Genomic DNA, 21,754 nt, shown 5'->3' on the forward strand with positions numbered 1-21,754 from the left:
CAGCCATGAAACTGACCGTCTGGACATATGAGGGCCCGCCACATGTCGGTGCCATGCGTGTCGCTACCGCGATGAAGGGCCTGCACTACGTGCTGCACGCCCCGCAGGGCGACACCTATGCCGACCTGCTGTTCACAATGATCGAACGCCGCAATCATCGTCCGCCCGTCAGCTACACGACGTTTCAGGCACGCGATCTGGGGTCCGATACGGCGACCCTGTTCAAGACGGCCTGTCAGGATGCCGTGGACCGGTTTGATCCGCAGGCCATCATCGTCGGGGCGTCCTGCACGGCGGAACTGATCCAGGACGATCCCGCCGGCCTGGCCGAAACGATGGATCTCAAAATCCCCGTCATCGCGCTGGAACTGCCCAGCTATTCGCGCAAGGAGAACTTTGGCGCGGACGAAACGTTCTATCAGATCGTGCGCGGACTGGCTGCGCCGCAGGACCGCACCGCGCGGATCACCTGCAACCTGCTTGGCCCCACGGCGCTGGGTTTTCGCAACCGCGACGATGTCGAGGAACTGACCGGCCTGCTGTCCGATCTGGGCGTCGATGTGAATGTCGTGGCCCCGCTGGGGGCTACGCCCGCCGATATCGCGCGCCTGCCCGCCGCGCATTTCAACGTGCTGATGTATCCCGAAACCGGCGAGGCTGCGGCCCGCTGGTTGGAAAAGACCCATGCCCAGCCCTACACCAGGACCGTGCCGATCGGCGTTGCCGCAACCCGCGATTTCATTGCAGAGGTGCAGGCGATCACCGGCCTGACCGCCGCTGCCGACGAATCCCGCCTGCGTCTGCCGTGGTGGTCCGCATCTGTGGACAGCACCTATCTGACCGGCAAGCGGGTGTTTCTGTTCGGTGACGGCACCCATGTCTGCGCGATGGCCCGCATGGCCCGCGACGAGATGGGGTTCGAGGTCGCTGGCCTGGGATGCTACAACCGCGAACAGGCCCGCGCCGTGCGCGCCGTGGCCCGCGACATGGGCGTCGAGGCCCTGATTACCGATGATTACCTCGAGGTCGAACAGGCCATCGAGGCGCTTGCACCCGAAATGATCATGGGCACCCAGATGGAACGCCATATCGGCAAGCGTCTGGGTATCCCATGCGCCGTGATCTCTGCCCCGGTCCACGTGCAGGATTATCCCGCCCGCTATTCCCCGGTGATGGGGTTCGAGGGTGCGAACGTGATTTTCGACACACTTGTGCATCCGCTTGTGATGGGGCTGGAGGAACATCTGCTGACCATGTTCCGCGATGATTTCGAATTCCATGATGCGGCTGGCCCAAGCCATCACGGCGGCCATGCGCCCGTTGCGATGTCGGATGCCTCCGGCGGGAGTATTTCCGGCAAGATGATGCCGGATGAAGCACCCAGCGTTGCAGAGGGCAGCAACGTCATCTGGCTGTCGGACGCAGAACGCGAGCTGAAGAAAATTCCGTTCTTTGTGCGGGGCAAGGCGCGGCGCAATACCGAGGCCTTTGCCGCGCAAAAGGGATTGCAGCAGATCAGCCTTGATACGCTCTATGAAGCAAAGGCGCATTATGCTCGATAGTGTCGCCCAGCCCGAATTTCGGTTTGTCATTCTGACGCTGGATAGCCATGCGGCGGGGCCGGCGCTGCGCGCGGCCCCGCGTCTGACCCGTGATTTCCCCGGGCTGAGCATTGAAATCCTTGCGGCAGGCGAATGGGGCGAAAACCCCGCCGCGCTGGACGCCGCACGCGCTGCGATTGCGACCGCCGATATTGTCGTGACCAACCTTTTGTTCCTCGAGGAACATACCCGTGCGATCCTGCCTTCGCTGATCGCGCGCCGCGACGGCTGTGCTGCCATGGTGAACATGATTGCCGACGGCGAGATCGTGCGTCTGACCAAGATGGGTGAGCTGGACATGCAGCGTCCAGCGACCGGCATGGCGGCGCTGATGAAAAAGCTGCGCCCGCAGGCCAAGGCGAACCGGTCCGGCGAAAGTCAGATGAAGACCCTGCGTCGCCTGCCCAAGATCCTGCGCCTGATCCCGGGCAAGTCACAGGACCTGCGCAACTGGTTCTTGTCGATGCAGTATTGGCTGGGCGGGTCCGACGACAACATCGAACAGATGATCCGGATGCTGGTGTCGCGCTATGGCAACCATGCGGGCTGGTCACGGATCAAGGCGCTGCCGCCGGTCGAATATCCAGAGGTTGGTGTCTATCACCCCGATCTGCCCGGCACCGGTATAAGCATCGACGCGACTGATCTGCCGCAACCCGCGCAGCCAATCGCGACGGTCGGGATACTGATGCTGCGGTCCTACATTCTGTCATCCGACTGTGCGCATTACGACGCGGTTATCCGGGCGTTTCAGGCGCGGGGCATGGCTGTCGTGCCTGCCTTTGCGGGGGGGCTGGACGCAACGCCTGCAATCCAACGCTATTTCCAAGGTCGCGTCGATGCCATGGTATCGCTGACCGGGTTCAGCCTGGTCGGTGGGCCTGCCTATAACGACAGCGATGCGGCTGTTGGCCTGCTGCGTGACCTCGACGTGCCTTATATCGCGGCGCAACCCTTGGAATTTCAGACGCTTGCGCAATGGGGAGCCAGTGCGCAGGGCCTTGGTGCCGTGGAGACCACGATGCTGGTGGCGCTGCCTGAAATCGACGGGGCGACCTCGCCGACGGTCTTTGGCGGACGTCACGGGTCAGAGGCTTGCACTGGCTGCGCGCGCGCATGCACAGGCCAGCCAGGTGACAAATCCATGGCCCCCTGCCCGGAGCGTATTACGGTCCTGACCGAGAAAACGGCACGGCTGGCGACGCTTCGGCGCAAGCGGAATGCGGAAAAAACCGTCGGGATCGTGTTGTTCGGCTTTCCGCCGAATGCAGGGGCTGTCGGCACGGCCGCCTATCTGAGCGTGTTCGAGAGCCTGTTCAACACGCTGACGCGGATGAAATCGGACGGATACGACGTTGACGTGCCCGCCGACGTCGATGCCTTGCGTCACATCGTGCTCAAGGGGAATGCCGCGCAATACGGTCAGGATGCCAACGTCGCTGCCTATGTGGATGCCGATACGATTGTGGGACAAACGCCTTGGTTGGACGAGATTGAATCTGTCTGGGGCCCAGCCCCCGGCAAGGTGCAGTCAGACGGTCGCGGCGTTTTCATTCTGGGTCATCAGTTCGGCAAGGTATTCGTCGGTGTGCAGCCTACGTTCGGTTACGAAGGCGACCCGATGCGCCTGCTGTTCGAGCGCGGTTTTGCGCCCACCCACGCCTTTGCCCAGTTCTATCTGTGGATGCGCAACACGCTGCGCGCGGATGTGGTGCTGCATTTCGGAATGCACGGCGCGCTGGAATTCATGCCGGGCAAACAGAACGGCATGGGGGCCAGCGACTGGCCGGACCGTCTGATCGGCGAGATGCCGAATGTCTACCTATACGCTGCGAACAACCCGTCCGAGGCATCGCTGGCGAAACGTCGCAGCAATGCCGTTGTCGTCACGCATCTGACCCCGCCGATCGCGGCCGCTGGCCTGTACAAGGGCCTGCTCGACCTCAAGGACAGTCTGCAACGCTATCGCGGTCTGGCGGTTGATGACAGCCAACGCGTCGATCTGGCGCTGATGATCGCGGAACAGGCGAAGGGTCTGGACCTGAATGCGGACGACCTTGATGGACTGTGGCTGAAGGTCATGGAGGCCGAAGGGTCGTTGATTCCTGACGGTCTGCACATCGTGGGTCAGGTCATGACGCCCGAGGCCCGCGCCGAGATGGCGCAGCTGTTGAGTGATCCTGCCGATGCTGCAAGGGCAGAGGCACTTCTGGCCGAAGATCACGAATTGCCTGCGCTGATGTGTGCGCTGTCGGCTTGTTATATTGCGCCGGTGCCCGGTGGTGATCTGATGCGCAATCCGGCGATCCTGCCGACCGGGCGCAACATCCACGCCTTTGATCCGTTCCGCATGCCGACGGCCTTTGCCATGGCTGACGGGGCAAAGCAGGCGCAGGCGCTGCTGGACACCTATGACGGTATGCCGCGTTCGATCGCGCTGGTCCTGTGGGGGTCTGACAGTATCAAATCCGACGGTGGCCCGATTGCGCAGGCGCTGGCGCTGATCGGAGCCAAGCCACGGTTCGACAACTTTGGCCGGCTTGCCGGGGCGGACCTGATCCCGCTGGCGGAACTGGGCCGTGCGCGCATCGACGTCATCATGACGCTGTCGGGCATTTTCCGCGATCTGCTGCCGTTGCAGACCAAGCTGTTGGCACAGGCCGCGCTGCTTGCCGCACAGGCAGACGAGCCGCTGGACCAGAACCATGTCCGCGCCCATGCACTGGCCCACATGGACAAGACAGGCTGCGATCTGAAACAGGCCGCCCTGCGAGTGTTTTCCAACGCCGAAGGGGCCTATGGGTCCAACGTCAATCAGTTGGTCGACAGCTCTGCCTTTGGTGACGAGGACGAGCTGGCCGACGCCTATGAGGCGCGCAAGAGTTTCGCCTATGGCACCGACGGCAAGGCCGCACAGCACGCGGATCTGTTGCAGGCGTCGCTGGCGCGCGTCGATCTGGCGTACCAGAACCTTGAATCGGTCGAGCTGGGCGTGACGTCGGTCGATCATTATTTCGATACGCTGGGCGGGATCGCCCGCGCTGTGAAACGCGCCAAGGGCGGTGTCGATACACCGGTGTACATCGGTGACCAGACGCGCGGTCTGAACACGGTCCGCACCCTGTCAGAGCAGGTGGCACTGGAAACACGCACGCGCAGCCTGAACCCGAAATTCTTTGAGGGCTTGCTCAAGCATGGGTCGGAGGGGGTGCGCCAGATCGAGGCGCATGTGACCAATACCATGGGCTGGTCTGCCACCACAGGCGCAGTCGACCCTTGGGTCTATCAGCGGCTGAGCGAGACCTTTGTCCTGGATGCCGACATGCGTGAACGTCTGGCCGCACTGAACCCGCAGGCCAGCGTGCGCATGGCGAACCGCCTGCTGGAAGCATCGGACCGGGCCTATTGGGCACCGGGCGCGGCCACGCTGGACGCGCTGCAAAGTGCCGCCGACGCCCTGGAAGACCGCATGGAAGGGGTCGCTGCCGAATGATGATCCGCCTCGCATATGTCACCCTCGGACCGGGGCGCTGCCCCGGACCCCGGGATATTTTTGACCAGAAGAAGGGGACATGCGCCCCGACAGAAAGGAGGCTCTCATGAGCCCCAGAGACGAGATTCCGAACCTGCGTGGCCAGGACGGCGAAGGGTCTGTTCAGGTCCACCAGCCTGAAGATGCGCAGATCGAGGGTGCAAAGGTCTTTGCCGTCTATGGCAAGGGCGGCATTGGCAAGTCGACCACGTCGTCCAACCTGTCGGCGGCGTTTTCCAAGCTGGGCAAGCGGGTCTTGCAGATCGGGTGCGACCCCAAGCACGACAGCACGTTCACCCTGACCGGCACCCTGGTGCCGACGGTGATCGATATTCTCAAGGATGTTGATTTCCATGCCGAAGAGCTGCGGCCCGAGGATTTCGTGTTCGAAGGGTACAACGGTGTGAAATGCGTGGAGGCCGGCGGCCCGCCCGCCGGCACCGGTTGTGGTGGTTACGTCGTTGGCCAGACGGTGAAGCTGCTGAAACAGCATCACATGCTGGAGGACACCGACGTCGTGATTTTCGATGTGCTGGGCGATGTGGTCTGTGGTGGTTTCGCCGCACCTTTGCAGCATGCGGACCGGGCGCTGATCGTCACCGCCAACGATTTCGACAGCATTTATGCGATGAACCGGATCATCGCGGCAGTGCAGGCCAAATCGACGAACTACAAGGTGCGTCTGGCCGGTTGTGTTGCCAACCGCAGCAAGGACACCGACGAGGTGGATCGGTATTGCGATGTCGTCGGGTTCAACCGTCTGGCGCATATGCCCGATCTGGATGCGATCCGTCGGTCACGGCTGAAGAAAAAGACCCTGTTCGAGATGCCCGATGACGAGGATGTCGTGCAGGTGCGCAAGGAATACATCCGGCTCGCGGAAACCCTGTGGAACGGGACGCTGCCGATGGCACCGGAATGTCTGCCGGACCGTGAAATCTTTGAATTGCTGGGGTTTGATTGATGGCCTACGTCCAGACCCGCGACCGCGTCGAAGATTATTTCGACCGCAGTGCCACCAAGGTGTGGGAACGCCTGACGTCGGATGCGCCGGTGTCGGGGATTCGTGCGACCGTGCGGGCAGGCCGCGACCGGATGCGCGATGTGCTGCTGTCGCAGTTTCCCGTTGATCTGACGGGCGCGCGGGTGCTGGATGCCGGTTGCGGGACGGGGGCCGCCGCGGTGGCCCTGGCCGAACGCGGGGCGCAGGTGACGGCGGTCGATATCTCGCCCGCGTTGATCGACATTGCCAAACGCCGCGCGCCTGACGCGGTGGCCGACCGTATCACGTGGATGGCGGGTGACTTGTCTGATGCCAAGGGTCCGTTCGATTTCGCCGTCGCGATGGATTCGTTGATCTATTATTCCGCCGATGATGTGGCCCGCGTGCTGGAAACGCTGCCTGTCACACAGACCGTTGCCTTTACCCTCGCGCCGCGCACACCGCTGCTGATGGCAATGTTCCGCATCGGCAAGCTGTTCCCGCGCGCCGACCGCAGCCCGACAATGGTTCCGCAACGTGCGCGCGATATCCTTGCGGCGCTGGGGTCCGGCACACTGAACGAGGTCGAGCGCGTCAATTCCGGGTTCTACATCTCGACTGCATTCACCTATCGGGGGACTGCCAAGTGATCCTGAAATCCGCTGGTCTGAAATCCCTCACGCTGAAGATGCTGCCGTTTTCGGACGCCGCCAGCGAAGGGTTGCCGCTGGGGCAGTTGCTGCGCCTGTCGCTGTTCCAGATCAGCGTCGGCATGGCGAGTGTCATGCTGCTGGGGACGTTGAACCGGGTGATGATCGTGGAACTGGGCATCGGGTCGCTGCTGGTGGCGGCGATGATCGCCATTCCCGTGCTGGTCGCACCGTTCCGCGCGATGGTGGGGTTCAAGTCGGACAATTACCGGTCCGCCATCGGATGGAAACGTATTCCCTACCTGTGGTTCGGCACCCTGTGGCAGTTCGGCGGTCTTGCCATCATGCCGATGGCCCTGCTGGTGCTGGCCGGCGACCGCGCAATTGATGCGGATTGGGCGGGTTATGTCGGTGCGGGCCTTGCGTTTCTGCTGACGGGTATCGGGATGCACATGACGCAGACCGCGGGTCTGGCGCTGGCTGCCGACCGCGCGGACGAGGAGACACGGCCCAAGGTCGTGGCGCTGTTATATGTCATGTTCCTTGTGGGGATGTTGATTTCCGCCGTGATCATCGGCGCGCTCTTGCGGGATTATTCGCCGCTGCGTCTGGTGCAGGTGGTGCAGGGCACGGCTGTCGTCACGCTGCTGTTGAACGTGACGGCCTTGTGGAAACAGGAACGCATGTCACCGATGACCCGCGCCGAACGGGCCGCCCCCAAGCCCACGTTCAAGGAAGCGTGGACGGATCTTACGTCAGGCGGCGACGCGGGGCGTCTGCTGGCCGTCGTCTTCATCGGCACCATGGCGTTCAGCATGCAGGATGTGTTGCTGGAACCCTACGGCGGTGAAATCCTCGGGTTGTCCGTCTCGTCGACCACGCTGTTGACCGCGGGTTGGGCGACCGGTGCCCTGGTGGCCTTTGCCATGGCATCACGCTGGTTGGGCCGTGGTTTGGACCCGATGCGCATGTGCGCGCGCGGTATCCTCGCGGGTCTGGTGGCCTTTTGTGCCGTGATCTTTTCCGCGCCGATGGACAGCCCGGTGCTGTTCTTTGCGGGTGCCGGTCTGATCGGGTTTGGTGGTGGATTGTTCGGGGTTGCCACCCTGACGGCCGCCATGACGCTGCCGACGCTGGGTGCGTCCGGTCGCGGTTTGGCTCTTGGTGCCTGGGGGGCTGCGCAGGCCACCGGTGCCGGGCTGTCGATATTCATCGGGGGCGCGATCCGCGACCTTGTTAATCATGCCGCCGGGACCGGCATGCTCTCAGAGGCGCTCGCCACGCCGACCACCGGGTATTCGGTCGTGTATCACACCGAAATCGCCCTTTTGTTCCTCACCCTTGTCGTTCTTGGCCCGCTGTTCCGCGCCAAGGCGATGACACCCTCGGAAACCGGCAGGCTGCAACTGTCCGATTTTCCGACCTGACCAAAGGACTACCACCATGCTTGGCAACACAATTATTGGAAACGTCGATCTGGCGAGCGTCGCAATCTGGGCCTTTTGGGTCTTTTTCGCGGGGCTGATTTTCTACATCCAGCGCGAGAACATGCGCGAAGGTTATCCGATGCGGGATGACAACGATCAGGTTCCCGCCAACGAGAGCCTGTTCCCGCTGCCTGCGCCGAAAACGTTCCACCTGCGCGACGGTCGCGGCACGGTCACCGTGCCCAGCCTCGCGTTCGAAGAAGCGAACCTGCGCACCGATCTGGCCATGGCACCATCGTCCAAGGCAACCGGGAGCCCGTGGATCCCTACGGGTGATCCGATGGTCGACGGTGTCGGTCCCGCGGCATGGGCACCGCGTCGGGATATTCCCGAGCTGGACGCCCACGGCCACGCCAAGATTCAGCCGATGTCCACGCTGCCTGATTTCCGCATCTCCTTTGGCAATGACCCGCGCGGCATGCCGGTCGTCGGTGGCGACAACAAGGTTGCAGGCGTGGTGGTCGACATCTGGGTCGATGTGCCAGAGCAGCTGATCCGTTATCTGGAGGTCGAACTGACCGGCGGCGGTCGTCGTCTTGTGCAGATGACGATGTGCCGGGTGCACAGCAACCGGATTCGTGTCCGCGCGCTCTATGCCCATAACTGGGACGGCATCCCGACGATCAAGGGGACCGATCAGGTCACCCTGCTCGAGGAAGAAAAGATCATGGCCTACATCGCGGGCGGCACGCTCTACGCGACCGAACGCCGGACAGAAAACGTCCTGCCGTAACGACGACCGGCCCCGCCTCGCCAGCGGGGCCGCACCAACCACAGGGAACACGACATGCAACATGACGATTTCAAATTCGAACCGATCCGGGGCCTGCCAGAGGCGCTGCCCAAGGATGAAGTGATCCTGTGGCAGGGGCGGCCGATGGCCCGCCGTCTGGCGGTCGAGGCGTTCAAGGTCAAATGGATCATGGGCTATTTCGTGGCGCTTGCCGTCTGGCGCACCACGGTTTCGACGACAGAGGTGCCGCTGGGGTCAGCGATACTTTATGGGTCGCCGTTCATTATCCTTGGGCTGGTGGTCTGCGCGATCCTCTATGGCCTGGCCTGGGTCCAGAGCCGCGCCACCGTCTACACACTGACGAACAAGCGCGTTGCCATGCGGATCGGGGCGGCGCTGACCATGACCCTGAACCTGCCCTACGTCGAAATCGAAGGCGCAGAGCTGGACAAACGCCGCAAGGGGTCGGGCACGCTGACGTTTCTTTTGCCCGCAGATACGCGGCTGTCCTACCTGATGACCTGGCCGCATGTGCGCCCCGGACGCATCACACGTGTTCAGCCGGCTTTGCGCTGCATCAAAGACTCCGAATCGGTTGCCGGTCTATTTGTCGAAGCAGCGCAGACGCGACTGAGCCAGCCAACCGTCGCGCGCACGACGGGCGACCTGTCTGCAATGGCGGCGGAGTGAGTTATGACTGAATCAACCTTCAAGGCACCGACCGATGTCGAAATGGTGCCGCGTCTGCTTGTTGTCGCGATGTTTGGCCTGATGCTGATCACGCTGTCGATCGCGTTTTTCGCGCGGACAACGGATGCGCCGCTGGTGGGTGTCGTGCCGGCCTCGCCTATCGTGCAAAGCGTCGATGTCGCGCTGATCGGCGACCGCAACGGTGCCTACAGCGTGATCGGCGCGGACGGCACCGTTCTGGCGGTTTCGGACCGCGACAAGGCCGGTTTCATCGGTGTCATCGGCCGTGTCGTTGCCCGCAAGCGTGACACGATGGGCCTGCCGCTGGATGCACCGGTCCAGGTCGTGCGCCGCGCCGACGGTATCGTCGCGATCATCGACCCGCTGACGCAGATGGACGTCCCCCTGATGGGGTACGGCCAGGACAACGTGGCGGCCTTTGCCAGGCTGCTGGACTGAAACCAATGCCCTCGGCCTCGCCAGCCGAACGGGTCAGATGTGAAAGGGAACACACATGGGATGGATAACGAAGGAAACAGAGACAGCACCTTGCACGGTGACGATCTCTCATCGGTTCGAAGAGTTGAGCGCGCACGTGCGGTTCGACAACGGCACCACGGTCAATCCCGGTGACACCGTTCAGGTGCAAGGGCCAGAGATCCTCGCGGCCTTTGGCGAGCTGGTCGAGGAAAAGCGCACTGCGGTCATCACCCGTGCGAGCAAGCTGGAACAACTGTGGACCCGCGCGACGGGTGATTTCGAATTCATGGAGCTGTGCGAATTCAGCTTCTCCGAGGAGGTTTTGTCATGAACATGCACTCATCCGACGCGACCACGGCCGAAGAAGCCATCGCCGCCCAAGAGGCGCTGCCGCCCCTGACCAACGAGGACGCGACCCGTGTCGCCATGCAGAACACGCTGCTGACCCCGCGTTTCTACACCACCGATTTCGACGAGATGGATGCGATCGACGTGACACCCGTGCGCGCTGAATGGGACGTTCTGATCGCGCAGATGAAGGCAGACCCCAACAAGGGCCATTTCAAGAAAACGGCAGATTGGGATACCGTGGATTGGGACGGGATGGAGCCCAAGCTGAAGGCCGAATTCATCGACTTTCTGATCTCGAGCTGCACGGCCGAATTTTCAGGCTGTGTGCTGTACAAGGAAATGAAACGGCGCGGGTCCAACGAGGACATCACGACGCTGTTTCAACTGATGGCACGGGACGAGGCGCGGCACGCGGGGTTCATCAACGACGCCCTGCGCGAGGCCGGCATCGCGGTGAACCTCGGGTTTCTGACGCAGTCCAAGAAATACACCTATTTCCGGCCCAAGTTTATCTACTACGCCACCTATCTGAGCGAAAAGATCGGCTACGCCCGCTACATCACGATTTTCCGCCACCTCGAGGCGCATCCCGAAAAACGGTTTCATCCGATTTTCAAGTGGTTCCGCGAATGGTGCAACGACGAGTTTTCGCATGGTGAGGCCTTTGCCTTGCTGATGAAGACCGACCCTGCGCTGACGGAAAGCCGCGTGAACAAGATGTGGATCAAGTTTTTCCTGACGGCCGTGTTTGCGACCATGTGGGTGCGCGATCACCAGCGCCCGGAATTCCACAAGGCGCTGGGCGTCGATCCGGCATGGTATGGCCAGGAGGTGTTCCGCAAGACGTCCGAAATCACCCGCCAGGTATTCCCGATGACGCTGGATATCGACCATCCGCGCTGGCAGCCGACCCTGAACCGCATTCAGGACGCGAATGTCCAGATTGCTGCGGGCGAACGCCAGGGCGGCTTGGGTGGCAAGCTCAAGGCGCTGGGCGGTCGGATCAAGGCTGGCGTGAATTTTGTCAGCCTGCTGACAATCCCGGTCCAGAAAAATGTGGTGCCTGACAGCCCGCGGCTGGAACCAGTCTATTGAGTGTGACCGCATATAGGGGCGCTGGCTCGAATTTTCGCGAAAATTCGGGGGGCGCCAGATCATGACCGGACCGATCTGGCTTTCCGTTGGCCTGGCTGTGTTTCTCTGGTGGTTTTTCACCGGGGCAATTCTGCTGGTCGTGCGGTTGTCAGATCGTCTGGGCGGGCGGGCACCGCTGTGGGCGACTCTCACCGGACTTCCCTTGCTTGGGGGGGGCGGCCTGCTTGTGTCGCTGTCGCTGGGGGATGCGTCCGTGACAGGGATCTATGCCGGTTTCCTGGGAGCCCTGGCGATCTGGGGCTGGGTTGAACTGGCGTTTCTGACCGGTGTCATCAGCGGCTGGCAACGGGACGATTGCCCACCGGGGCTGGCGGGTTGGCCGCGGTTCCAGCGGGCGTTCGCCACTGTCGGCTATCATGAATTGGCGCTGGCCACGGGAGCGCTGACGCTGACGCTGGTCAGCACGGGTGCTGCAAATCAGCTCGCGCTGGCGACCTATCTCATTTTGTTTCTGGCGCGTATCACGGCCAAGCTGAACCTGTTTCTGGGGGTGCCCCGGATCAACACGGATTTTGTGCCTGTCCCGTTGACCCATCTGAAAACCTATTTCCGGCGCGGACCCGTCACCTGGATGTTTCCGCTGGCGATCACCATTCTGACGGCCTTGCTGGCTGTCTGCACGGAACGGCTGTGGGGGGCGCAGACCTATGCCACGACCACCGGCTACGCGCTGCTGACCGCCCTTGCGGCACTGGCGCTGATTGAACACTGGCTGATGGTCATTCCATTGCCTGATGCAAAACTCTGGGCGTGGATGCTGCCCAGCAAGACCAAGACCGAAGGGGACGAAAATGGACTTTGACGCGCTATTCAATGCGCAGCTGGATCAGCTGAAGCAGGACGGAAACTATCGGTATTTCGCCGATCTGGAACGCGCCTGTGGCAAATTCCCCAAGGCGGCCAGCCATTTCGAGGATGGCAAGCGTGACGTGACGGTGTGGTGTTCCAATGACTACCTCGGCATGGGCCAGCATCCCAAGGTCGTGGATGCCATGTGCGAGGCCGTGCGCCGCACCGGGACAGGTGCTGGCGGAACACGCAACATTTCCGGCACCAACCACGACCACCTGCTGTTGGAGGCCGAACTGGCCGACCTGCATGGCAAGGAATCGGCGCTTTTGTTCACCTCGGGCTATGTGTCGAACTGGGCTGCGCTGTCGACGCTGGGCAGCCGCCTCAAGGATTGCGTCATCCTGTCGGATGCCGGCAACCATGCCAGCATGATCGAGGGCATCCGCCATTCCCGCGCGACCAAGGTGATCTGGAACCACAACGACGTGGCCGACCTCGAGGCCAAGCTGGCAGCATTGCCGGCCGACGTGCCCAAGATCGTCGCATTTGAGTCGGTCTATTCAATGGACGGTGATATCGCCCCGATCGAAGCGATCGTCGATGTGGCCGAGAAATACGGTGCCATGACCTATCTGGACGAGGTGCACGGCGTGGGCCTTTATGGTGCACGTGGCGGCGGTGTCAGCGAACGTGACGGCGTTGCCGATCGTATCACCCTGATCGAGGGCACGCTGGGCAAGGCATTCGGCGTCGTCGGTGGCTACATCACAGGGTCTGCTGCGATGTGCGATTTCATCCGCAGTTTCGCCTCTGGCTTCATTTTTACGACGGCCCTGCCGCCTGCGGTGGCAGCCGCGGCCCGCGCGTCCATCGTGCATCTGAAAAATTCGGATGCGGAACGGTTGCAGCAACGCCGCCAGGTCGCGCGCCTGCGCGAGGAACTGGACAAGGCGGGGATTCCCCATCTGGCAAACGACAGCCATATCGTGCCCGTGATGATCAAGGACCCGGTCAAGTGCCGGATGTTGGCGGATTATCTGATGACGGAATGGAATATTTACGTCCAACCCATCAATTATCCCACTGTGCCCAAGGGGACAGAGCGTCTGCGTTTTACCCCCTCGCCGCTGCATACCGATGAGGACATCGAACATTTGATGATGGCGTTGCGGACCTTGTGGCGGCAATGTGCGATGTCACGGGCCGTTGCGTGATTCCGCCACAGGTGTGAATGCGTTCTGGACGGCACCAAAGAAGACGCTAGGTTCACAAAGCAGAATATGGGCATCCGCCCTTTCGATAGGAGGACTACAATGAAGACGTTCGCAATCGCAGCCGCGCTGACGGTACTTGCAGCACCCGCATTCGCCCAAAGCGAAGCCACTGCATTTCAGGGCGACGCTGCATCCGGCGAAGAGCAATTCAACCGCCAGTGCGTCGCATGCCACGTCGTGCAGGATCCCGAAACGGACGAAGTTCTGGCAGGCCGCAACGCACAGGTCGGACCGAACCTCTATGGTGTGGCTGGTCGCACCATGGGCAGCGTCGAGGATTTCGCCTACAGCGATTCGCTGATCGAACTGGGCGAGGCTGGCCGCGTCTGGACCGAAGAGGCATTCGTCGGTTACGTGCAGGATCCGACCGGCTGGCTGCGTGAAGAGCTCGACAACCGTCGTGCACGCGGCAAGATGGCCTATCAGGTCCGCCAAGAGGCAGAGGCCTATGACCTCTATGCCTTCCTTGCGACCTTTGGCGATCAAGAAGCACAGGCCGCAGCACTCGAGGCCGCAGCCGAAGGCAGCTAATCGTCGTCTGCATCATTCAAAGAGGCCGCTGCACCGATGTGCAGCGGCTTTTTTTATTGGAACATGACCCTGATGATGCGGGCGATGGCAGCGGGGTCTTCTTCATGTGCAAGATGACCAAGCGGGCCCAGACTGCGGGTTTCGGCCTGTGACATACGCGCAGAGGCGCGCAGACTGACGGATGGCGGCACCGCAGGGTCGTTGTCACCGATCAGCAGCAAAACCGGTACGTCAACCTGTGGCAGTGCCTGCGACAAGGACTCCAGATTCCATTGTGCCATCTGCGCCAGCGTCCCGCTGACGTGATCCGTGTCCGATGCCAGCGCAAGATACAGCCGCTGTCCTTCTGGCCCGATCTGTGACCCGGTGCCGTCCAGCAGGCGACGCACCCGGCCTTCGGTTGTGGTTGCTGCAAAGAGGGGTGCTGTGAATGGGGCGGCGGCCAGCGCCTTGGCCAGCACCGGGAACAGCCAGCCAGCAACACCGTCAAAGGTTTGTAGTGCAGCATTGATTCCCAGAACGCCGCGCGCCGGGCGCATCCCGTTCAGCACCAGTTGCAACGCGATGGGCGCGCCTGCGGAATGTCCCACCAGCAAATCGGGCGTCCAGCCCTCTTGCGCGCAAAGTGCCGCAAGGTCCGTTGCGGTGTCTGCCACGCCGGACCGGTCGCGCGCGCCGGCGGTGAAACCCTGTCCGGGCATGTCGATTGCGATGACGTGAAAATCCGCAGCCAACAGCGGGAACACGCCCCGCCAGCTTTGTGTGGCACCGCCTGATCCGTGCAGCAGCAGGATCGTGGGGCCGGTGCCTGCCTCTTGGACGTGCCAGCGATGTGGGCCGCTGACAACGCGGCGTGACACCTCGGCCATCGGCCAGTCAGGGGGCGGGGGCCAGCGCATCAGGCGGGCAAAGCTGCGTCAACAGCGCGGGCCAGACGCTGTGAGTCCGCGCGTGGCAATGGCAGGTATGGTGCGTCCAGCGTCTGGGCCAGCGTGCGTAGCTGCGGGTTTGGGCGCTGTCCGGTGTCTATGATCAGCGCCTCGATCCCTTGGGCCCGGATCATGCGGGCGGCGGTCTGTGCGTCGGCGGCGGCCCGTGCGCGATCACCAGAACCGTCCCGGGCAATATTGGCCTTGCCATCGGTCAGCAGGCAAATCGTCGGGGTCATGCCGCGCCTGCGTGCCAGGATCGCGAGTTCGCCTGCGCTGTCCAGACCCGCCGCCAGCGGGGTGCCGCCCCCACCTGGCAGCGCGGCGAGACGCCGTTTGGTCTGCACCAGGCTGCGGGTCGGCGGTAGCAGGATCTCTGCACCGGGTCCGCGAAAACTGACCAGCGCGACGTGGTCGCGGCGTGCATAGGCCTGCGTCAGCAGCAACTCTACCGCGCCCTTTGCCTCTGCCAGACGTGCGAGTGCGGCAGAGCCCGAGGCATCCACCGCAAAGATCAGCAGGCGATCAGTCTGTTCCTCGAATCTGCGGATATGAATGTCGGTGGCGCGGATGTGCAACCCGACGCGGCCCGTTTCGTTGCGCCGGATGGTCTGCCATGGTGCGGCAGCCCGCAGCGTCGCCACAACGTCGATCCGTGCCGCCGTATCGAGCCGTCCGGGCCGCGAAGGCAGCGGTCTGCCGCGTCGGTTGCTGCGTGTTTTTGCACCTGACCCGGCCCCTTTGCCTGCGGTCGCGCGGGTCGCGCGCAGCCGGTCGAGCAGATCGTCGGGGATCATGGCGCGAACGGCCTCCAGCAACAGCTCGTCCGGAATATCCAGATCGGTCCCCTGACGATCCTCGGTGTCAGGCACGTCATCCTGCGGGGCTTGCTGCGGCTCGTCTTCTTGGAGTGGCTCTGGCAATTGGGTTGCCCGGTGTCCAAAGACGAGGCCGCAGGCGGTGGTGACGTGTTCCTCGGTGACAGTGGCCATGGCATCCAACCGGGCGAGTGCACGGGCACAGCGCAGCGCCAGGATGGGCGCGCGCAGGCTGTCGATGCCGTAAGCCGCCCCAAGGGCGGTCATCTGTGCCGCGATGTCAGGGCCGAGGGTGGCGTGAGCCGTCGGTTCGGGACCTTCAGGCAATGCCGTGATGTCGGACAAGGCGACGCCGGACAGGTCCACCCTGAACGCTGCGCGTTCGCATAAGCCAGCGGGTGGTGCCTCGTCGTCGGTGCCTTCGTCCAGCAGGATCAGCGCGCGGGGCTGCGCGTCCAGATGCGCTGCAAGCCTTGCCGCCAATTGTGGCTGACAACGTTCGGCCATGGTCAGGATCAGCGATCCTGGCCGGTCAAGCACACCGGTCTGCGATTGCAGCTGCCCTGTGGCCAGTGTGGTTGCCAGATCCAGTCCGCCAAAGAGCGCGTCGTCGCCGATCGCAGGGTGCAGGCGCACGCCGTCAGGCAGTGGAAGTGCATCGCGGACCGGGCCGGACCGCGCGCGCAAATGCACGCCCCCCAATGCGGGGTCCAGCGCGACCAGCCGCAGGGCCAGCAGCGCGTGATCCCATGCCTCAGCCAAGGACGTCAGCCACGACGCGCCCGACCCGCGCACCTGATCCTGCCTCGTCCAGTGGATCGCGGCGCAGGCGGTGGCGCAGGGCCATCGCAGACACATGCTTGATATGGCTGCGGGTCAGGGCGGTGTCGTTGCGCCAGGCGGCATAGGCGCGCGCGGCCTTGAGCAGGGTCAGTTCACCGCGCAGGCCATCAGACCCCAGCGCGAGGCACAGTTCGGCCACGTCACGCAGGGCACTGTCTGGCGTTTTCAGTTTCTTCAATGCGCCCCGCGCCGTCAGAATGCGGTCGCGCACGCCTGCATCCTCTGCCTGCCAGCGCAGCATGAACGCCGTGTTGTCGTTGTCATAGGCGTCACGGCGGCGGATGACTTCGATCCGGGTGTCGATGTCCTTGGGGCTGGCAACCTCGACCGACAGGCCGAACCGGTCCAGCAGTTGCGGGCGCAGTTCGCCCTCTTCGGGGTTGCCGGACCCGACCAAAACGAACCGTGCGGGGTGGCTGATCGACAGGCCGTCTCGTTCGACCAGGTTGCGGCCCGATTGCGCCACGTCCAGCAAAAGGTCGACGATGTGATCCTCCAGCAGGTTGACCTCGTCGATATAGAGGTAGCCCCGGTTCGCACGCGCCAGCAGGCCGGGCTGGAAAGCGCGTTCACCCGCGCCCAGTGCCCGTTCGATATCCAGCGCGCCGGTCACCCGGTCCTCTGACGCGCCCAGCGGCAGATCCACGACAGGGGTCGGCACTTCGACCATATCCTTGCCCGCGCCGCGTGCCCAATCCGGCACATCGGCCTTTGATGCGGAATTGACGGGGCACCCCTGCACGACCTTGATCGGCGGGAGCAATGCGGCCAGCGCGCGCACGGCGGTGGATTTGCCCGTGCCGCGATCACCGAAAACCAGCACGCCGCCGATGGATGGGTCGATTGCCGTCAGGATCATCGACAGTTTCATTTCGTCCTGACCGACGATGGCGGAAAACGGGAAGGGGGCGGTCATAGCGAGCCTTTCAAGTTCAGCGGGGCGGTGCCGCCCCAGGTGCCGCGGTCCGATAACACGGTGAACCGGGCATAGAGTTCTTCGGAAAACCAGCCTTCTTGCCGCACGGCACGGATGGCTTCTGCGTGGGGGCCGGTGCGCGCGAACGCGTTCATGCTATCAAGCGAGGGCCAGACGGAAAATGTGACCTGATGCAGCATCGGGATTTCACCGATCCCGATCTTGAAGGTCACATTCGGGTCGTGGCCGATCAGGTCGTCCAGGCGTGGCACGCGTCCCCAGAAACGGCGCAGGACGCTGGGTTTGATCGTCGCCCGTGTAAGCGCCGCCAGTGGTCCGTCGGTCGCGGGGCCAGCGGTGAACGGCGCAATGCCCGACCATGCGCCGCGCGCTGATGTGGTGCGCAGCAGGACGGTATAATCCTCACTTGCGCGGTCGGCGTAGCGGACAAAGACCGGCGCTGTGCGTGTCCGTTCGCGCGCCGTTGCCTCGTCTTTCCATGTGGCAAGGATCGCGATGGTGTCGGGGTTCAGCGTCGGACTGAAACCGTGCCCGACGCCAGCACCGCACAGTTTGTGAAACCCGATACCCGGTGTGCGGCGCAGCGGCCCGCGCGCCAGTGCCATCTGCGTCATGGCCCAGAATCGGGCCCGCGCACCGGTAAAGCGATACAGGGAAAGGCTGACGGTCTGGGTCACGGCTCACTCGGGTTGTGTCAACTAAGTCTGACAGTCTGGCGTTGAAATGCAATAAGGTTTTCGATTTTCGCCCATCTGAAAGATATGATTGTCAACTTTGATTTACAGATGTAGCATTTATTCATGTTTGATCTCAACTCTCCTTCGGAAACGGCGCAGCGCGCGATTGTTGTGGGTGCGGGCCTTGGTGGCCTTGCGGCGGCAATGCGGCTGGGGGCCAAGGGCTATGTCGTGACGGTCGTGGACCGCCTTGACCGGGTCGGCGGGCGCGGGTCCTCCGTCACGCAAGACGGCCACCGCTTTGACCTTGGGCCAACCATCGTCACGGTGCCGCATGTCTATGAAAAGCTTTGGGCCGCCTGTGGGCGCGATTTTCATCGCGACGTGACGCTGAAACCACTTGATCCGTTCTATACGATCCGTTGGCCGGACGGGTCGCATTTTCGGGTGAACGGTGACACTGACGACATGGCCGCCGAGGTTGCCCGGCTGTCGCCGCGCGACGTCAAGGGCTACCACCGTTTCCTGCGCGACAGTCATGCCCGCTACAAGCTCGGGTTCGAGGGGATGGTCGCCAAGCCGATGCATCGTGTCTGGGACACGATCAAGGTGCTGCCGCAGTTCGCATGGCTCCGCGCCGATCGGTCGATTCACGCCATGGCGAAATCGCGGGTCAAGGATCATCGGCTGCGCATGGCATTGTCGTTTCATCCGCTGTTCATCGGTGGCGATCCGAACAACGTGACGTCGATGTATGCTCTCGTGAGTTATCTGGAAAAGGAATACGGCGTTCACTACGCGATGGGCGGCGTGCAGGCGATGGCCGACGCCATGGCGCGTGTCATCCGCGAACAGGGCGGTGCGATCCGGCTGAACACGGTGGTTGACCGCATTGATGTGGCGGATGGTGCCGCAAAAGGCATCACGCTTAAGGGTGGTGAACGGTTGGCCGCGCCTTTGGTGGTCAGCAATGCTGACGCAGGCCATACCTACAGCACGCTGATGAAAGACGCGCCGCGCAGCCGTTGGACCGCGAAAAAGGTGCAGAACCGTCGCTGGTCCATGGGTTTGTTCGTCTGGTATTTCGGGACCAAGGGCACAGCCACCATGTGGCCCGATGCTGGGCATCACACGATCCTGTCCGGACCGCGTTACGGTCCGCTGCTCAAGGATATCTTTATCAAGGGGAAGCTGGCCGACGACATGTCACTTTATGTCCACAGGCCGTCTGTCACCGATCCGTCGGTCGCACCTGCGGGCGATGATACCTTTTACGCATTGTCGCCCGTGCCGCATCTGGGGCACGCCAATCCGGTGGATTGGCAGGCCGAAAAGCTGCGCTACCGCGACAAGGTTGCGGATGTGCTGGATGGTCTGATCCCGGGTTTCCGTGACCACATCACGACTGACCTGATCTACACGCCAGAGGATTTCCGCGATCGTTATCTGTCGCCGAACGGGTCAGGCTTTTCGCTGGAACCGCGTATCCTGCAATCGGCATGGTTCCGGCCGCATAACGTCAGCGAAGAGGCCAAGGGTCTGTTCCTCGTCGGGGCAGGCACACATCCCGGTGCAGGCGTGCCCGGTGTCGTGTCCAGTGCCGAGGTGCTGGGCAAACTGGTGCCCGATGCGCCGATGCCCGTTATCCACAAAATGGCCGCTGAATGATCCGCCCCGATGATCTGGCCCACTGCCGCGAGGTGATCCGCACGGGGTCTCTTTCGTTTCATGCGGCCTCGAAACTGCTGCCTGCAAATGTGCGGGACCCGGCCCTGGCGCTTTATGCCTTTTGCCGGCTTGCGGATGACGAAGTGGACGAAGGCAACAACAAGACCGCTGCCGTCCTGCGCCTGCGGGACCGGCTGGACCTGGCTTATGCGGGCAGGCCGCTGGACGCGCCAGAGGACCGTGCCTTTGCCGCGATCATTGCGGAATACGACATGCCACGCGCGCTGCCGGATGCCCTGCTCGAAGGGCTGGCGTGGGACGCGCAGGAACGACGCTATGCAACGCTGTCGGACGTGCGGGCCTATTCGGCGCGGGTGGCCAGTGCTGTGGGTGCGATGATGTGCGTCCTGATGCGGGTGCGCTGTGCCGATACGCTGGCGCGGGCCTGTGATCTGGGTGTGGCGATGCAATTGACCAACATCGCCCGCGACGTGGGCGAGGATGCCCGTGCGGGCCGCATCTACCTGCCGACCGACTGGCTGGCGGGGCACGATATGGATGCTGACGCCTTTCTGGCCGATCCGCGTCCGACGCCCCAGGTGCGCGCCATGACAAAGGCGCTGCTGCGTGAGGCGGATCACCTGTATCGCCGGTCCGAGGCCGGGATCAGCGGTCTGCCGCGCCAGGCACGGTTGGGGATCTGGGCCGCGCGATTGATCTATGCCGGGATCGGCGGTCAGGTCACACGGCAGGGCTATGACTCCATCGGGCAGCGCGCGCATACCTCGCGCGCCCAGAAACTGGTGTGGATCGGTCAGGCTGGGGTACGTGCGCTGGGGGCAGGGGTCATGCCGCGGTCTGCCCTGATTTTTGCCGACCCGCTGCCAGAGGTCGCGTTTCTGGTCGATGCAGCCTGCCAAGGCCAGCCAGTGCGGCGTCGCATGACATCCGTGCTGAATACGCTGGCCGATTTGTCGGCCCGTGAAATGAGTCATGGAAACGGCGGTCAAAGCGCATAAGTAATGGGTCATTGCAGCCCGAAAGGTGCCCACCATGACCACGTTCTTGTTTTTCGTTTTCCTAGCCGCCACATTTGCGGCAGGCACCACCGGGGCGATGTTTCCGACCGGTGAATGGTATCGGAAACTGAACAAACCTGCCTGGACCCCGCCGAACTGGGCCTTTCCGGTGATGTGGACCAGCATCTATCTGCTGATCGCATTCGCGGGTGCGCGGGTGGCGATGATCCCCGGTGCCGGGCTGGCGATGGCGTTCTGGGCCGCGCAGATCGCGTTCAACACGCTATGGACGCCGGTATTTTTCGGCCTGCGGCACTGGCGCGCCTCGCTGATCATCATGGCTGGCCTGTGGCTGTCGGTATTCGGGGCGACCGTAACGCATCTGATGCTGGATCTCTGGGCGGGTCTTGCATTCGTGCCGTACCTTTTGTGGGTGACAGTGGCCGGGGCGCTGAACCTGACGGTCGTGCGCCTGAACCCGGATCAGAAACCGCTGGAAATTCACAAGCTCTAGGGCTTGTGCAGCCGAGCGGGCGGGGCATGCCGTATCCCGTCACCCGCTTGAAATATTGTGCTGCCAGGCGTGGTGCGATTGAATGGACCAA

The 21,754-nt window shown here is 62.9% G+C and carries 20 protein-coding genes; 16 read left to right on the top strand and 4 right to left on the bottom strand.

Features of this window, described 5'->3' with window-relative positions:
* The first annotated feature begins 5 nt into the window (after window positions 1-5).
* The 13 genes from bchB (at window position 6) to AN189_RS02355 (ending at window position 14,258) form a co-directional block, all read left to right on the top strand.
* Window positions 6-1,562, top strand: a complete 1,557-nt coding sequence (bchB, locus tag AN189_RS02295; protein ID WP_056030330.1) for a ferredoxin:protochlorophyllide reductase (ATP-dependent) subunit B — start codon at window positions 6-8, stop codon at window positions 1,560-1,562.
* Window positions 1,552-5,094 (top strand): cobaltochelatase subunit CobN, encoded by a 3,543-nt coding sequence (locus tag AN189_RS02300; RefSeq protein ID WP_056030333.1) that lies wholly within the window; start codon window positions 1,552-1,554, stop codon window positions 5,092-5,094. Before bchB ends, AN189_RS02300 begins: the two co-directional genes overlap by 11 nt.
* Before the next feature lie 106 nt (window positions 5,095-5,200).
* Window positions 5,201-6,097, top strand: a complete 897-nt coding sequence (gene bchL / locus AN189_RS02305) for a ferredoxin:protochlorophyllide reductase (ATP-dependent) iron-sulfur ATP-binding protein (protein WP_056030336.1) — start codon at window positions 5,201-5,203, stop codon at window positions 6,095-6,097.
* Window positions 6,097-6,765, top strand: a complete 669-nt coding sequence (gene bchM / locus AN189_RS02310) for a magnesium protoporphyrin IX methyltransferase (protein ID WP_056030339.1) — start codon at window positions 6,097-6,099, stop codon at window positions 6,763-6,765. Before bchL ends, bchM begins: the two co-directional genes overlap by 1 nt.
* Window positions 6,762-8,192: a PucC family protein gene (locus tag AN189_RS02315; RefSeq protein WP_056030342.1), complete on the top strand. Its 1,431-nt coding sequence runs from the start codon at window positions 6,762-6,764 to the stop codon at window positions 8,190-8,192. The genes bchM and AN189_RS02315 overlap by 4 nt, the downstream gene beginning before the upstream one ends.
* A gap of 16 nt (window positions 8,193-8,208) precedes the next feature.
* Window positions 8,209-8,985 (top strand): photosynthetic reaction center subunit H, encoded by a 777-nt coding sequence (gene puhA / locus AN189_RS02320; RefSeq protein WP_056030345.1) that lies wholly within the window; start codon window positions 8,209-8,211, stop codon window positions 8,983-8,985.
* A gap of 54 nt (window positions 8,986-9,039) precedes the next feature.
* Window positions 9,040-9,675 (top strand): photosynthetic complex putative assembly protein PuhB, encoded by a 636-nt coding sequence (gene puhB / locus AN189_RS02325; RefSeq protein ID WP_056030348.1) that lies wholly within the window; start codon window positions 9,040-9,042, stop codon window positions 9,673-9,675.
* Between the two features lie 3 nt (window positions 9,676-9,678).
* Entirely contained in the window at window positions 9,679-10,134 is a 456-nt protein-coding gene (puhC, locus tag AN189_RS02330; RefSeq protein ID WP_056030351.1) for a photosynthetic complex assembly protein PuhC, read from the top strand.
* 55 nt (window positions 10,135-10,189) lie between these two features.
* On the top strand, window positions 10,190-10,486 hold the full coding sequence (locus AN189_RS02335; protein ID WP_056030354.1) for a hypothetical protein: 297 nt from the start codon (window positions 10,190-10,192) through the stop codon (window positions 10,484-10,486).
* Entirely contained in the window at window positions 10,483-11,601 is a 1,119-nt protein-coding gene (acsF, locus tag AN189_RS02340) for a magnesium-protoporphyrin IX monomethyl ester (oxidative) cyclase (protein ID WP_056030357.1), read from the top strand. Before AN189_RS02335 ends, acsF begins: the two co-directional genes overlap by 4 nt.
* Window positions 11,602-11,662: 61 nt before the next feature.
* Window positions 11,663-12,463: a putative photosynthetic complex assembly protein PuhE gene (puhE, locus tag AN189_RS02345; protein ID WP_056030359.1), complete on the top strand. Its 801-nt coding sequence runs from the start codon at window positions 11,663-11,665 to the stop codon at window positions 12,461-12,463.
* Window positions 12,453-13,667 (top strand): 5-aminolevulinate synthase, encoded by a 1,215-nt coding sequence (gene hemA, locus AN189_RS02350; protein ID WP_056030363.1) that lies wholly within the window; start codon window positions 12,453-12,455, stop codon window positions 13,665-13,667. Before puhE ends, hemA begins: the two co-directional genes overlap by 11 nt.
* A gap of 99 nt (window positions 13,668-13,766) precedes the next feature.
* Window positions 13,767-14,258, top strand: coding sequence for a cytochrome c family protein (locus tag AN189_RS02355; RefSeq protein ID WP_056030367.1), 492 nt, complete (start codon window positions 13,767-13,769; stop codon window positions 14,256-14,258).
* Window positions 14,259-14,311: 53 nt separating this feature from the next.
* On the opposite strand, the gene bchO is transcribed toward AN189_RS02355, so the two are convergent.
* From bchO to crtA, 4 genes are read right to left on the bottom strand one after another with little or no spacing between them, the layout of a single operon-like run.
* Window positions 14,312-15,157, bottom strand: coding sequence for an alpha/beta fold hydrolase BchO (gene bchO, locus AN189_RS02360; protein WP_056030370.1), 846 nt, complete (start codon window positions 15,155-15,157; stop codon window positions 14,312-14,314).
* Window positions 15,157-16,767, bottom strand: coding sequence for a magnesium chelatase subunit D (locus tag AN189_RS02365; protein ID WP_253279529.1), 1,611 nt, complete (start codon window positions 16,765-16,767; stop codon window positions 15,157-15,159). The genes bchO and AN189_RS02365 overlap by 1 nt, the downstream gene beginning before the upstream one ends.
* Window positions 16,760-17,764 (bottom strand): magnesium chelatase ATPase subunit I, encoded by a 1,005-nt coding sequence (gene bchI / locus AN189_RS02370; RefSeq protein ID WP_056030372.1) that lies wholly within the window; start codon window positions 17,762-17,764, stop codon window positions 16,760-16,762. The genes AN189_RS02365 and bchI overlap by 8 nt, the downstream gene beginning before the upstream one ends.
* Complete coding sequence (gene crtA / locus AN189_RS02375) at window positions 17,761-18,462, bottom strand: spheroidene monooxygenase (RefSeq protein ID WP_056030375.1); 702 nt, start codon at window positions 18,460-18,462, stop codon at window positions 17,761-17,763. Before crtA ends, bchI begins: the two co-directional genes overlap by 4 nt.
* Window positions 18,463-18,585: 123 nt before the next feature.
* On the opposite strand from crtA, the gene AN189_RS02380 reads away from it, so the two are divergent.
* Genes AN189_RS02380 through AN189_RS02390 form a run of 3 tightly spaced genes read left to right on the top strand, consistent with a single transcriptional unit; the run spans window position 18,586 to window position 21,663 of the window.
* Window positions 18,586-20,130 carry a phytoene desaturase gene (locus AN189_RS02380; RefSeq protein ID WP_056030378.1) on the top strand — a complete coding sequence of 515 codons (1,545 nt, stop codon included), beginning with the start codon at window positions 18,586-18,588 and terminating at the stop codon, window positions 20,128-20,130.
* Window positions 20,127-21,149, top strand: a complete 1,023-nt coding sequence (crtB, locus tag AN189_RS02385; RefSeq protein WP_056030380.1) for a 15-cis-phytoene synthase — start codon at window positions 20,127-20,129, stop codon at window positions 21,147-21,149. Before AN189_RS02380 ends, crtB begins: the two co-directional genes overlap by 4 nt.
* A 34-nt stretch (window positions 21,150-21,183) precedes the next feature.
* Window positions 21,184-21,663, top strand: coding sequence for a TspO/MBR family protein (locus AN189_RS02390; RefSeq protein WP_056030383.1), 480 nt, complete (start codon window positions 21,184-21,186; stop codon window positions 21,661-21,663).
* Window positions 21,664-21,754 lie beyond the last annotated feature (91 nt).

Source organism: Loktanella sp. 3ANDIMAR09 (assembly GCF_001420005.1).
Classification (GTDB): Bacteria; Pseudomonadota; Alphaproteobacteria; order Rhodobacterales; family Rhodobacteraceae; genus Loktanella.